This window comes from Hyunsoonleella jejuensis, from assembly GCF_900111025.1.
GTDB lineage: Bacteria > Bacteroidota > Bacteroidia > Flavobacteriales > Flavobacteriaceae > Jejuia > Jejuia jejuensis.
Genome location: NZ_FOFN01000005.1, coordinates 1 through 13,773, shown reverse-complemented (window position 1 = coordinate 13,773; position 13,773 = coordinate 1). Strand labels below are relative to the sequence as shown.

At 33.6% G+C, this 13,773-nt stretch carries 13 protein-coding genes; 4 read left to right on the top strand and 9 right to left on the bottom strand.

Going from position 1 to position 13,773, the window contains the following annotated elements:
- Nucleotides 1-113 precede the first annotated feature (113 nt).
- From lysS to BMY39_RS14000, 4 genes are all read right to left on the bottom strand, one after another.
- Nucleotides 114-1,805 carry a lysine--tRNA ligase gene (lysS, locus tag BMY39_RS14015; protein ID WP_092580783.1) on the bottom strand — a complete coding sequence of 564 codons (1,692 nt, stop codon included), beginning with the start codon at nt 1,803-1,805 and terminating at the stop codon, nt 114-116.
- Between the two features lie 101 nt (nt 1,806-1,906).
- Complete coding sequence (locus tag BMY39_RS14990; RefSeq protein ID WP_143064782.1) at nt 1,907-2,791, bottom strand: thioredoxin family protein; 885 nt, start codon at nt 2,789-2,791, stop codon at nt 1,907-1,909.
- A 4-nt stretch (nt 2,792-2,795) separates the two neighbouring features.
- Nucleotides 2,796-3,242 (bottom strand): DUF1573 domain-containing protein, encoded by a 447-nt coding sequence (locus BMY39_RS14005; protein WP_143064781.1) that lies wholly within the window; start codon nt 3,240-3,242, stop codon nt 2,796-2,798.
- Between the two features lie 109 nt (nt 3,243-3,351).
- Nucleotides 3,352-4,410 (bottom strand): helix-turn-helix domain-containing protein, encoded by a 1,059-nt coding sequence (locus tag BMY39_RS14000; protein ID WP_092580779.1) that lies wholly within the window; start codon nt 4,408-4,410, stop codon nt 3,352-3,354.
- Between the two features lie 116 nt (nt 4,411-4,526).
- Between BMY39_RS14000 and BMY39_RS13995 the strand changes: the two genes are divergently transcribed.
- The 3 genes from BMY39_RS13995 to BMY39_RS13985 are packed head-to-tail and all read left to right on the top strand — an operon-like array spanning nt 4,527 to nt 5,919.
- Nucleotides 4,527-4,685, top strand: a complete 159-nt coding sequence (locus BMY39_RS13995; RefSeq protein WP_092580778.1) for a YqaE/Pmp3 family membrane protein — start codon at nt 4,527-4,529, stop codon at nt 4,683-4,685.
- A 29-nt stretch (nt 4,686-4,714) separates the two neighbouring features.
- A complete protein-coding gene (lipB, locus tag BMY39_RS13990) occupies nt 4,715-5,422 on the top strand; it encodes a lipoyl(octanoyl) transferase LipB (RefSeq protein ID WP_092580776.1) in 708 nt (235 codons plus the stop codon).
- Nucleotides 5,419-5,919: a hypothetical protein gene (locus BMY39_RS13985; protein ID WP_092580774.1), complete on the top strand. Its 501-nt coding sequence runs from the start codon at nt 5,419-5,421 to the stop codon at nt 5,917-5,919. The genes lipB and BMY39_RS13985 overlap by 4 nt, the downstream gene beginning before the upstream one ends.
- A 12-nt stretch (nt 5,920-5,931) precedes the next feature.
- Here BMY39_RS13985 and ppk2 read toward each other — a convergent pair whose 3' ends face one another.
- The 5 genes from ppk2 to BMY39_RS13960 all read right to left on the bottom strand — a co-directional run bounded on the left by ppk2 (nt 5,932) and on the right by BMY39_RS13960 (nt 11,520).
- A complete protein-coding gene (gene ppk2 / locus BMY39_RS13980) occupies nt 5,932-6,714 on the bottom strand; it encodes a polyphosphate kinase 2 (protein WP_092580772.1) in 783 nt (260 codons plus the stop codon).
- A 70-nt stretch (nt 6,715-6,784) separates the two neighbouring features.
- Nucleotides 6,785-7,834, bottom strand: a complete 1,050-nt coding sequence (locus BMY39_RS13975; RefSeq protein ID WP_092580770.1) for a nucleoid-associated protein — start codon at nt 7,832-7,834, stop codon at nt 6,785-6,787.
- Between the two features lie 180 nt (nt 7,835-8,014).
- Nucleotides 8,015-8,341, bottom strand: coding sequence for a hypothetical protein (locus BMY39_RS13970; RefSeq protein WP_092580768.1), 327 nt, complete (start codon nt 8,339-8,341; stop codon nt 8,015-8,017).
- 113 nt (nt 8,342-8,454) lie between these two features.
- Nucleotides 8,455-10,887: a ribonuclease HII gene (locus tag BMY39_RS13965; RefSeq protein ID WP_092580766.1), complete on the bottom strand. Its 2,433-nt coding sequence runs from the start codon at nt 10,885-10,887 to the stop codon at nt 8,455-8,457.
- A 33-nt stretch (nt 10,888-10,920) separates the two neighbouring features.
- Entirely contained in the window at nt 10,921-11,520 is a 600-nt protein-coding gene (locus BMY39_RS13960) for a ribonuclease HII (protein ID WP_092580764.1), read from the bottom strand.
- 104 nt (nt 11,521-11,624) lie between these two features.
- Between BMY39_RS13960 and BMY39_RS13955 the strand changes: the two genes are divergently transcribed.
- On the top strand, nt 11,625-13,667 hold the full coding sequence (locus BMY39_RS13955; protein WP_092580762.1) for a putative porin: 2,043 nt from the start codon (nt 11,625-11,627) through the stop codon (nt 13,665-13,667).
- The last annotated feature ends 106 nt before the right edge of the window (nt 13,668-13,773 follow it).

Below are 13,773 nucleotides of genomic sequence, written 5' to 3'. Positions count from 1 at the left end.
AAAATTTCGTCTATTTGTATCAGTTTAGTTTAAGTTTAGTTTAGTTTAGTTAAAGAAAAAGCCGTTGATATTTCTACAAAATCATCGGCTTTCTTGTTTTAATGTATTTAAATTTAGTCCAGTTCCACAAACAAGCCTTCTTCGGTTTTTTCAACTTTTGCCAAACTATTTTTAGTCAATTCTTTAATAGACTTGTCCCATTTTTTATTGGATAACCCAGATTGTGATTTTAAATCTGCTAATTCTAATTTTTCGGCTTTAGTTAAAATCTCTAAAATTGTTTTAGCATCATCGCTAATGGCTAAAGGTTTTTTCTCTGGTTTCATTTGTGGGAAGAACAGTACTTCTTGAATAGATTGATTATTGGTTAAAAACATAATTAATCTATCCATACCAATTCCCATCCCAGATGTAGGAGGCATCCCATATTCTAGTGCACGTAAAAAGTCGTAATCTATTGTAGCGGTAGCTTCATCATCACCTTTTTTAGCTAACTCTAATTGGTGCTCAAAACGCTCACGTTGGTCTATTGGGTCATTTAACTCACTGTAAGCGTTTGCAATTTCCTTTCCACAAACCATTAACTCAAAACGCTCTGTTAATTCTGGGTTTTCACGGTGTTCCTTACACAGCGGGCTCATCTCTTTTGGGTAATCTGTAATAAATGTGGGTTGTATGTAGTTACCCTCGCATTTTTCACCAAAAATCTCATCAATCAGCTTTCCTTTACCCATAGTGTCATCTACTTCAATACCTAAATCTTTGGCAGCTTTACGAATTTCAGATTCTGATTTTCCAGTAATATCAAAACCAGTAAAATGCTTGATGGAATCTGCCATAGTTACCCTTGGGTAAGGCGCTTTAAAATCAATTTCATGTGTGCCAAATGTAGCTTTAGTTGTGCCATTTACGGCAATGGCACAGTATTCTAATAACTTTTCACAGAAATCCATCATCCAGTTGTAGTCTTTATAGGCTACGTAGATTTCCATAGCGGTAAATTCAGGATTGTGGGTGCGGTCCATCCCTTCGTTTCTAAAGTTTTTAGAAAACTCATACACACCATCAAAACCACCAACAATTAAACGTTTTAGGTATAATTCATTGGCAATTCGCATGTATAGAGGAATGTCTAAAGAATTATGATGTGTAATAAAAGGTCGCGCCGCAGCTCCGCCAGCGATAGGTTGTAATACAGGAGTTTCTACTTCAAAATAACCCGCATCATTAAAAAACTGGCGCATAGCATTAAATAATTTGGTGCGCTTTACAAATACATCTTTTACATGAGGATTTACGACTAAATCTGCATAACGTTGCCTGTAACGTTGTTCTGGGTCAGTAAACGCATCATGAACTTTTCCTTCTGCATCCACACGAGGTTGTGGCAATGGTTTCAATGCCTTACTCAACAACGTAAAATCTTTAACCATCACGGTTTTTTCACCAACTTTAGTTTTAAAAAGTTCACCTTCAACACCAATAAAATCACCTATATCTAAAAGCTTTTTATAAACGTCGTTGTATTTACTTTTATCCTCACCTCTACATATTTCATCACGGTTAAAATACACTTGAATACGACCTTCACTATCCTGAAGTTCAGCAAAACTCGCACTTCCTTGAATTCGGCGTGACATAAGGCGACCAGCAATAACCACTTTTTTACCCTCTTCAAAATCAGTTTTTATGTCTTTAGACGTCTGTTTAACAGGAAACAAATCTGCTGGATAAGGATTAATGCCTAAGGCTCTTAATTTTGCGAGTTTTTCGCGACGTACCAATTCTTGTTCTGAAAGCTGCATGCTATATAATTTAAAGCTGCAAAATTACATTATTTAACAGAATAAGTGCAAAAATCCGCTAGGTTTTATACCACTAGCGGTTTCATAAAATATCACTTGGTTTAGTTTGATTTTATAATGTCAAGGTTTTTAGCCAAATCCTTATTATCAGGAAAGCGCTCTAGGGCTTTTTCAAGTATCATAATGGCTTCTTCTTTTTTCTTATTTGCTCCTAACGTATTTGCTAAACTCATGTAGCTTCTCGGGTTATCCGGAAAGAGCATATTGTTCAATTTAAATACTTCAATGGCTTCTTGTTTTCGGTTTTCAGTATAAAGCACTTTACCGTAAGTATTAAGTTCAAACATAGTGCTTACTTTTCCTTTGAAGTTTTTTACGAGCTTTTTTTGCTTTTTTCTGAATCCATTTACCCCTTCGTATTTAAGAATAGTATTTATCTTGGTAACAATCTGGTAGTTGCTTTCATAATCATTTGAAGTGATGATATTCAGGATGTCTTTTTCTAAAGTTGCTACAGGATGCTCTACAATACGATTTATTTCTTGTCCATTCTTGTAAAAAATAAAAGTAGGCACACGATGGATGTTTAACCCTGCTTCTTCATGGTTAGGGCTTTTTTTGTACATGTAAGGTTTTCCGCTTACGGCAATTACGCTCAATCTTTCTTTAGGGAAATTACATGCTTCAAGAATTTTATAGAATCTTGGTACTTCACGTTTGCTATCGCCGCACCAAGTGCCCATAAAAAGGGTAATCGTGTAATCGTTCAGCCTCTCGCCAATTGATTCTAGGGTAGCTTTATCAAGCGCATAATTATTGAAATTTTGGTAAAACCATGACTTATAACTTACTGAGGTTAGTCCTTTTTTATCAATTTTACCAAGTAAAAAAGGTGACTCTCCTTCGATAGTAATCTCCTGGTTAATGCTTTGTGCTTTTGAAGTTAAAACAACTGAAAATACTAATAAAAATAGAATGCTTTTCATAGGGTTATTGGTTTAGTGAGACCGTTTTATTAGAGATAACGTTACCTTTTATTTGAAGTCGTTTTTGAGATATATCAGCGTTAGATATAACGGTTATAGCTTTTGAAAACCTACCAACTCTACTGGTAGCATATTTGATATTAATCATGGAAGATTCACCAGGAAGAATTGGTTTTTTGGCATAATAAGGCACAGTACAACCGCAAGTGGTTTTAATTTTTGAAATTACTATTGGTGCATAACCACTGTTCGTGAATTTAAATGTTCTTAAGCCGTTGTCATTTTGCTGAATAGTTCCATAATCAATGATTTCTTCTTCAAAAGTAAAAGAACCGATATTTTCATTGGATGCTTCATTTTGAGCAAAACTAGAATTTGAAACTAAGGTGATTGCAATAAGAACTACAAGTTTAATACCTCCAGTAAATGGGGTAGATTTAAAATGCATCATAATGTTTGTTTTTTGATTAATGATTGGCAACAAACATCATAATAACAGTAAAAAAATAAGGTAATAAAGGGGTTGAAATTGGTACTAGTACCTAGGTTGAATTTTGTAATTAGCTATCTAACAGGATTTTAATTTCTTCTCTAGAATTAACATTGAGTTTTTTGTAAATGTTATTTATGTGTGTTTTTACAGTACTCACGCTTATAAAAAGTGCTTCTGCTATTTCTTTATTAGAATACTCCTTAAGCATTAATTCTAGAACGTTTTGCTCTTGTTTGGTAAGTTGGTCGGTAATTGTTTTTTGCTCATGCTTCCGTTTCATTTTGGCTTTAGAAATAAACCAGAAGTTTAAAATTAACGAAATTGCCAATAGACCAACTAATAAATATGTCCAATTGAAACTTGACGATTCTTTATTAGGAGTAGCAATATATTTGTCCGAAGTAATTTCTGCCTCGTATTGTTTAGTATATCTTGTGTTTGGGTAAGCGGTTTTTAGTCTTTCTAGCAGATTATCGTAATAGATATTTGACTTTATATCCTCTAAATAATAGTTATGAAACGGACTACCTCTTTCAGATAGGAAAGCATAAATATATAATTCTGCGAGAGGTTCATTTAAATGTGCTCCAAAGTCTTGAAGTGTTTTAAACCATTTTTTGTTGTTAAGATTTCGGTTGGCCTTACTTCTAAATTCAGAATAGGCAAACTTCATTTCTTCCTTTAGCGAATCAATTTTTATAAAAGCCGCAGTTCTTGGATTTGTAGATTGAACATCGCAAAACATTTCAGCATCAAAGGAAAGTGGAAAGCTAATGGTATCTGTGTTTTTTGCAATAAACAAAACACCTTTACTATCAAAGCAATGGCCATCAAAATGATTACTGTCTTGGTTATAAGTATCGCAATTATCTACATGTAATTTATAAATACGGTTTTCTGGTTCAAGTTGATCGCCTAAAAATTGAAAAAAGCCGTTATTATCTACTGATGTTTTTGATATAATTTGTTCATTATCAATACTCTCAAGTGTCCGATAATCTTCAATTACCGATAAATATACGTCGCCTTGCCAACGTTCGGTATTTACATAGCCGTTAAAATTATATTGAGCAAAACCAATATAACCAAAGCAAATAAAAAAGCATAAGTGGCTCAAAAATCTCATAGTACTAAACTACTATAATTTATGTGAAACTAAAATTTTAATCCCTATGCCTTAAATGTAACAAAAGCATTAAATTAACGTCAAATTAGTAATCATCAATCATTAAAAAAATTACTATGAGTGTTTGGAGAGTTATTCTTTCTATTATTTGCCCACCATTGGCCGTTATAGACAAGGGCTGTGGTTCTATAATTATCGTTTTTTTGCTATGGCTTTGTGGCTGGGTTCCAGGTGTTATTGCAGCCTTAGTTATATTGAATAATCCGAAGAGTTAAAATGCAAAATTGTCGTAATTTTGCATTCTATGAATAAAAAAGTTGCCTTACAAGATTTAGGTTTTAAAGATTACAAAGATACTTGGGATTACCAAGAAGACTTATTTAAAGCTATTGTTGATACCAAGGTTAAAAATAGGAGGGAGTATGCAAACCTTGAAACCCAAAATCACTTCTTATTTGTAGAACATCCTCATGTATATACCCTTGGTAAAAGCGGCAATTTGTCAAATTTATTGTTGAATGAAGATCAACTTAAAGCTAAAGGAGCTACATTTTATAAAATAAATAGAGGAGGTGATATTACCTATCATGGCCCTGGGCAAATCGTAGGTTATCCTATTTTAGATTTAGAAAACTTTTTTACCGATATACACAAATATCTCCGTTTTTTAGAAGAAATGATAATTCTTACTTTAGAGGAGTATGGATTAAAATCAGAAAGAAGTCCTGGAGAAACTGGAGTTTGGCTTGACGTAGGTACACCTTTTGCCCGTAAAATTTGTGCTATGGGTGTAAGGGCAAGCCGTTGGGTTACAATGCACGGTTTTGCACTAAATGTAAATGCAGATTTGGGGTATTTCGATAATATTATTCCCTGTGGTATTCGGGGTAAAGCAGTAAGCTCTTTAAATGTTGAATTGGGTGTTGAAAAGGTAAATGAACAAGAGGTAAAAGAAAAACTTTTGAAACATTTTTCAAAGCTTTTTGAGGCGGAGTTTTTAGTTAATTCATGAAATTAAAAAAAGGCATTAAAATCACGTTACTAGTATTGAGCACAGCTATTGTTGCTTTCGTTATTGTAGTATCATATAGTATTCTCATTTTAGAAAATACTAAGTTTGAATACGAGATGTTATTATTGCTGGCAGCTATTCTTGGCGGTGTTCTAAGCATAGTTTACCAGATAAAAACCATGAAGTTCTACAATACAAAAAATGAAAAACTAGAACTTCAGGGTAAATTATTTTGGATTGGCAATATGGTGTTCTCAATAATGCTATTCTGTTTTGGTTTGTACTTTCTTTACTTTATTTATATAAGCTATGTTAGCCTTGAAAGAAATTTAGGCAGTGGCATTTTAATTACTCTTGCTATTACCGTTTTAATTTTGTTGGTAGGTGTTTTTTTAGCGCTTGAAACAAGTGCGTTGTATAAACGAATTGTAAGTCAAAAAGAACGTGAGTATATTGATTCTATTGAGGATATTAAAGGACAACAGGACGAATCCTAAGGCATTCTGAAGCTAATACTTCTCAGGGATAAAGGTTTGATAATTCATTGGCGGACGTACATAGCCTTCATAGTCTGGTAGTTCAGGAAGTTCTATGGGTTTTATATCCATTTTTTCGTAGGGAATCATACTCAAGACATGGCTAATGCAGTTTAAGCGCGCTCTTTTTTTATTGTCGGAGTTAACCACATACCACGGCACCTGCTTAGTGTCGGTATGCGCAAACATATTGTCTTTTGCTTTAGAGTATTCCATCCATCGCGAACGCGATTCTAAATCCATAGGGCTAAATTTCCACCGTTTCAGTGGATTTTTAATTCTATTTTTAAATCGTTTCTCCTGCTCCTCATCACTAACGGAAAACCAGTATTTTAATAGTATAATGCCCGAACGTACAAGCATCCGCTCAAATTCAGGGCAAGACCTTAAAAATTCCCTGTATTCCTCATCGGTGCAGAAACCCATTACTTTTTCAACACCAGCACGATTGTACCAACTTCTGTCAAATAATACAATATGCCCTGCCGAAGGTAAATGTTCTACATAACGTTGAAAGTACCATTGCGTTTTTTCTTTTTCCGTGGGCACGCCTAACGCTACTACTTTGCAGACTCTTGGGTTAAGTGGTTCTGTAAAACGTTTTATAGTACCACCTTTTCCCGAGGCGTCTCGTCCTTCAAAAACAATTACTACTTTTAAACCCTGCTTTTTAACCCATTCTTGGAGATGTACGAGTTCGGTATGTAATTCTTTTAATACTTTTTCGTAGTCTTCGTTAGATATAGATTTGCTCATGCGATGTGCTTTAGTGTCTCAAAGTTAAAAAATATTGTTAAGGTATGCGGCTAACAGAACAGGTATTTTATTAATTTTCAGCATTAAAGAACACTTTATAATAATGCATTTTTTTCTCCTCGTCATAGCCGCGTTCTAAGTATTCCGTTGAGGCATCTGGAGCATCAATATCGAGTTTTATTTGTATGTTAGTATCTAGTTTAATGTCTGTTTTAAGCTTACGTTTTTCCTTGTTAACTACTGCCTCGGCAACATCAAACTGATTTCTAATTACTAGATTTTGTTCACCTTCAAATTCTTTTTTGTAAGTGTCAAATTCGCGTTTGTGCCTATCTTCTTCAAATAGTTCTTCTTTAAAACGTTCAACATTTACTACTTCATTTTCTTTAAAGAAATCGATAGTTTTAGCTAAAAATGTATTTTGTTCTTGGGCACCATACGTGGCTTTTATAATCTCTGTTGAAAAGTCCTTACATAGTTCAATATATTGTTGTGTATGGCTATTGGCATCATCGGCATATTTAATATTTAAAAAATGATTTATCCAGTATTGTGCGTCGTAACTATTATTGTCCACACTAAAAATAATATTTCCCTCGGTATCGCTTTGATTTAAAATTAAGCAGCCTTTATCTACTTTTTTAGAGCTAATGCCTTTTTGAACCAACACGTCATAACTGTTGTTTTCTAAATAGGTTTGAAAGAAATTCACCTTATTTTCAATTTTAAAAATGCCAATTGCATTTGTCGTTATGTCTCTAAATTCGATACCCTCAAACATGACCACCAAAACATCGCCAGTTTTTATATTTGCTGAATTGGACTGTTCATACAGATGCATTACAATATGCTTAGAAATATCAACAAAGGCATCTTCATCGTTAAATAGTTGCGTGGAATAAGTGTTTATTTCGTTTAAGGAAATATTGGCGTGATGATTAAAACGGTAGCTTTGCACTGCGCTGCCAAAAGGTTTTAACAGAAAAGGCAGCATTAAATCGTAGCTGGCTTCATCAAAATCAACTGTTTTGTTCGAAAAAGCATTTTTGGTATCGTTAAATTTATTACCAACCTTATGAATTATAAATTTTGAAATGGATGCGTTTTTTCTTGAAATCATATATGTAATGTTATGACTGCAATAGTATTAAATTAAGTTGAAATTTGGACAAAAAAAAGGCGCCAAAGCAAAAGCACTTTGACGCCTAGATTCGAGGACTTGTATTTTGGTGGTTATAAATTAAATTTTAATAAATTCATCCCTCTTTGTTTAGGTGTTTATCCATTTAATATTAGATTATCAGCAACTTGCATGTTTTTGTGTAATAACCCCTATACTGAAAATGTCAGGTGCACTATAGTTCAAACCTTCTAAATCATCTAATGCCTCTTCGAGCACATCAATATCCTTGTCTTCAGGTGCCGTACCTGCTTCCGCATAACCATCATACATGTGAACTTTATCGTAAATATCAAAAGATTCTCCAACAAATCTATCTAGGCTAGAAACTCCAACTCCCTTATTGGGACGTTTGAGCTTTTTGGTCTGCGCTTCAAAATTGGGAATTAGAAACAGAAATAATACTCCAAAAAGTAGAATGCGTTCAGCATTTTTTAGGAATTTCATTGATAAAGGTTTGATTAATAGCTGTGCTAAATATAAAAATTAGTTTTCTAGATACAAAAGGCTTCTTACAAATTAATCAACAATTGGTTGTTAATTATCTGCCTGTAAATAAACTAGTTAATCTTATATAGTATTATGGTGTTGGTGTCACCCTTTGTAACAAACTCTAGGTTTTTATCGCTATCAACATTATCTAATTGAATGGCAGAGTTACCATACACAGGGAAATTAGGTATGGATTTTCCTTGACTGTCGTACAAGTAGATTTTTTTTGCTTGCAGATCAGTTATGGTTACATAAATTTTATCGTTGATGTAAAAAATAGCTGGTCTGGTATAGTTACCATAGTCTAGCTCTAAGGTTCTGCCTTTTATGCTTAATTTGTTATCATGAAAAGTAACTTGCGTTTTACTGGTGGTCTCCAAATTGTGTTGGGCGCTTAAATTTAAATTTACTTTTGCTACGTTGCCTCTAGTGTCAATGCTAATGAGTTGTCCATCTTCAGTTGTTGTGGTAAATTTATCCTGAAACAGAAAAATAGGTTCTGTAGAAAATGTGTTTTCAGATTTTGGTGAAACCCGTGTTCTTCCAGTTCTGTCTAAGACATAAAGTTTACGTTTTGTTTTGAAGGCCAAATAATCTTTGGAACCAATTCTAAAGTGTTTTGGTTGACTAATAATGTCATTACTAGCAGATTTAAAAGTGAAGCCAGATACAGATTTTCCACGTACATCATACATCAAAACGTTTTTGCCTTGAGTGACCAAAATACGATATTTTTTGTTTTTGTCATAATCAAAAACCGAAAGTGGTTGTGTAATATCGTCATTAAATTTTAAGGGAAACGGAGCCACGTCTCTGCCTTTACGGTCTATTACATAAACTCTGTTCTTAGTTGAAAACGCTAATTGTAGTCTTCCGTTTTTATACATATCGATTTGCGAAATATCACCAAGTATATCGCCATTAAGTCGCTTTTTCCAGAGCACCTTTCCTTTATTGGATATTAAATAAAGATTGTTATTAATATCCTGAACCACAACCTCTTTTTCTTTGGTGATATGATTGGTAACAAACTGGGGATTATTTAAAATATCTGCATCTAATTTTAACGCAAAACTTTCTGAAACCGAATGTTGCATACGTTTTTTTCGTCCCTTTATCAAACCTCCGTGTACGTGAGCAAAATCAGCATCATAAACAAATTGTATTGCAAAAAGATTATATGCTTTTAGATTTATATTAGGGGTTTTTCCTAAGTTTCTCTCCAATACATTTTCTAATAGTTGAGGTTTTGCAACAAATATTAAAGAGCTTTCGCTACTCAATTTTTCGGTTAGTTCCTTAAAGTAGGTTCTACTGCCAAACGTCGTTTTGTTTTGGTAGTTGGCAATAATATTTTGAAGTTGCTCCATAGAGTCTGTAAATACAAAATAATTGTCTAGAATACAGTATTTTGAAACTGGAATATCGTCAATTAAAGGGTTAAATGTTTCTTGAAAAATACCAGATTTCGAAAACTCAAAAATGGTAATATCCCTATAAGAATCTATAGTGTTTTGTTCGTCTAATAGTCCGTCTTGTGTGGCAATAGGGTCAATGGAATTCAGTATAATAGCACGATTTTTGTCTTCATAAATAACGCCTACTTCAATAATCGAATTGAAAAGAGCGTTGTTTTTGGCAATGGAGTCTTTACCGCGAAATTTCATTAAATTTTCATTAAAAACCTGAAAATCATCAAATGTAAAACTTAAATAACCGTCACTGTTACCTGGGGTAATGCGCTGTATTTGGTTTTCTTGTGGTACAGTATTTTTAAAAACATCAATAACCTTTTTTGAGGTGTCTAACGATGTTGCAATCCCATTAATCAAAATATCAGCTTGAGATATTTCAGTGTCTAGCGTTAAAAAATCACAGAGCTCGCTGGGTTTTAAATTCTTCTCTATAAAAAATGAAGGAGCTAGACTAGATTTTGTTCGAACCAAAACAGACAATGTTTCATTATCACTAGATACACCATATAATTTTTTAAGATATTGGTTTTGGCGCTCCTCGTTAACGACAGCAACTACGGTTTCCTTTGAAGACGACACAATAAATGTGCTATCAATAATGGTGCTAAAAAACACATGATCTTCAAGGGTAGATTTTGTGATGTTGTAAGACTTGTATTTAAGATGTTCTTCAATGTAATTTTTTAAGGAATCAGGTTGAAATAAGGTTTCTGAAAATTTGGTGATTACTGTATATGTTAGGCTGTCTTGTTCAACTTTAGATAAGCAAATTAAAACCTCGCTATCAATATTAAGTTCTGTAATAGGGTGCAATGCGCTTTTAAAATCTTTATAGCTTTTCGCTTCAGAAAGAGTATTTAGAAAGGTGTTGTTGGCAACAGCACTTTTTAGGCTTTCAAGATTTGAACTTTTAAGAATGACTTCGCTATCAATAGGAGCAAAGTCAATCAGTTGATGGCGTTTCTTTTTTGTGTTTACACAGCTATATGCTACAAAAAGTAGGAGGGAACATAAAAAAAATCTCATGGCGTCATCAAATTTCTGCTAAAATATAGAAACTTATAAATCTAGCTTTAATTGTTCGGGTAATAATCTAAAAGATTTTCGGTGGTATTTGGTAATGCCATACTTTTTTATCGCCTCCCGATGTTCTTTGGTGGGGTAGCCTTTGTTTTTTTTCCAATTATACATTGGATATTCTTCGTGAATTGTATTCATATAGGCATCACGATAAGTCTTTGCTAACACTGATGCTGCAGCAATACTTAAATATTTACCGTCTCCTTTAATTATGGTCTCGTGCGGAACACTGTTGTATGGTTTAAATTTGTTGCCATCAACTATAATAAACTCGGGTGTTTTATTCAATCTATCAATGGCCTTATGCATTGCTAAAATAGAAGCATTTAAAATATTTATGGCGTCAATTTCCTTTTGAAAAACATGCGAAACACCAAAACACATGGCATCACGTTCTATTATGGGTTTGAGGGCGTCACGCTTTAGTTCACTTAACTTTTTAGAATCGTTTAGAATTTCATTCGTAAAATCCTCAGGTAAAATTACAGCAGCAGCAGTAACAGGACCAGCTAAACAACCGCGACCAGCTTCATCAGTACCGCACTCGTAAGTGTATTTAGTGTGCTTAAAATTTAGCATGAATCAAAAGTATTATGAATAATTTAATATATCAACTAAATAATTTTTTCATTTTACGGCGTTATCATATTTTGTATTTACATTTGCAACGTTTTTAATTTTTTATGCAGAAGTTAGCTTTCGTTTTATTTTTTGTGCTATGGGCTTCGGTGGGGCGTTCTCAAACCGACCCAGAGCAAAAACCACCGGTTAAGAATGCGGATTCTACTGCTGTTAAGGTAAAAGATAGTACGTCTATTACAACCGAAAAGGAAGTGCGAAAAGAAAGCTTATTAGGTAAGCTTACCAAGGGAGATAACAATGATAAAAAAGCTAAAATTCAAGATTATCTAATTATTTCTCATAAAAACGATACTACTTTTGTTGATACCACGCTAACTATTCAAAAAGAGTATAAGTTTAATTATTTAAGACGTGATAATTTTGGGTTAATGCCGTTTTCTAACCTTGGGCAAACCTATAATAGTTTAACCTATAATTTTGAGAACAGTAATCTTTTGCCAAGTTTTGGGGCTAGGGCGAGACATTTCAATTATATGGAAATTGAAGACATTAATTACTACCGAGTACCAACACCATTAACTGAACTGTTTTACAAAACGGCCTTTGAACAAGGGCAGTTGGCCGATTCGTTTTTTACGATAAATACGTCCCCTCAATTTAATTTTTCAATTGCATATAAAGGTATGCGCTCTTTAGGACAATACCAGCATATTTTAACCAGTACAGGTAATTTTAGAGTTACAACAAATTACACAACAAAAAATAAGCGCTACTATATGAGAGGGCATATAGTAATGCAAGACTTGTTAAATCAAGAAAATGGAGGGTTGCAAGATGATGATATTGAGAACTTTGAATCTGGAGATCCAGATTTTCTGGATAGGGCTATTTTTGATCCTAATTTTGAAAATGCAGAAAGTATTCTCAAAGGGAAACGTTTTCATTTAGATCATGGTTACAATATTCTAAATAAAGTAGTAAAAAAAGCGTTACCAAAAACCTTAACCGATTCTACATCAACATATAAACTGTCATTGCACCATATCATTTCATTCGAAGACAAGTCATTTCAATTTGATCAGACTAGGCAAAACTCAATTTTTGGAGATGCCTTCAGAAGTTCAAATTTAAGAGATCGCACAACACTGGAAAAATTATACAATCAATTTGAACTCAGTTACCTTAATAACGAATTGGGAGATTTTAGCATAAACGTAAGTAACACTCATTATAACTATGGTTATAATAAATTAGTGGTGCTTAATGAAGGAACAATCACCAATAGGTTAAAAGGAAATATGTATGCTGCCGGTGGAAAATACAGAAAGTTTTATAAAGGATTCAATATTCAGGGTGAAGCAGGTGTAAATTTAGTGGGCGATTTTACGGGTAATTATATAATTGGAGAAGCGTCATACAACATAACCGACGATATTTTTGGCAAAGTAAGAATTAACCACAGTTCTAAAGCGCCAAACTTCAATACGCTATTATATCAAAGCAATTATCAAAATTTTAATTGGCAAAATGGATTTAATAATATAGAAACACAACAACTAGCATTTCAAATAAAGTACAAACAGTTGGTAGATCTTACTGTAGATTATTCCACTATATCTGATTACGTTTATTTCAAACAAGATGAAACGTCTCAGGTACCTCAGGCAATTAAGGCGTTCCAAAATGATGGTACCATTAACTATTTAAGAGTTAAACTTGAGAATGAGATAAAAGTTGGTAAGTTCGCCCTAAACAATACAATTTTGTACCAAAACGTACAAGACGACAATAATGTGCTAAACGTTCCTGAACTCACAACTAGAAATACATTCTATTTCAGTTCAGATCTTTTTAAAAGAGCTATGTTTTTGCAAACTGGGGTAACACTAAATTACTTCACTAAATACTACATGAATGGTTATAACCCTGTTCTTGCAGAATTTTTTGTTCAAAACGATAAGGAGTTTGGTGAGTTTCCAAGGTTAGATTTTTTCATCAATGCCAAAATTCGTCAAACGCGTATCTATCTAAAAGCCGAACATTTTAATTCCGCGTTCACAGGTTACAACTATTACTCCGCACCAAACTATCCTTACAGAGATTTTACAATACGATTTGGTTTGGTTTGGGATTTCTTTATGTAATTTTTTTACTTGGGCGTTCCCCCTCCTTGGTTTCGGGGTCGGGCTCTCCGCTATATCTTTCTGCGCAGCGTTCCAGTTTTTTTTTGTGGTCCCCGCCGTTCGGGAG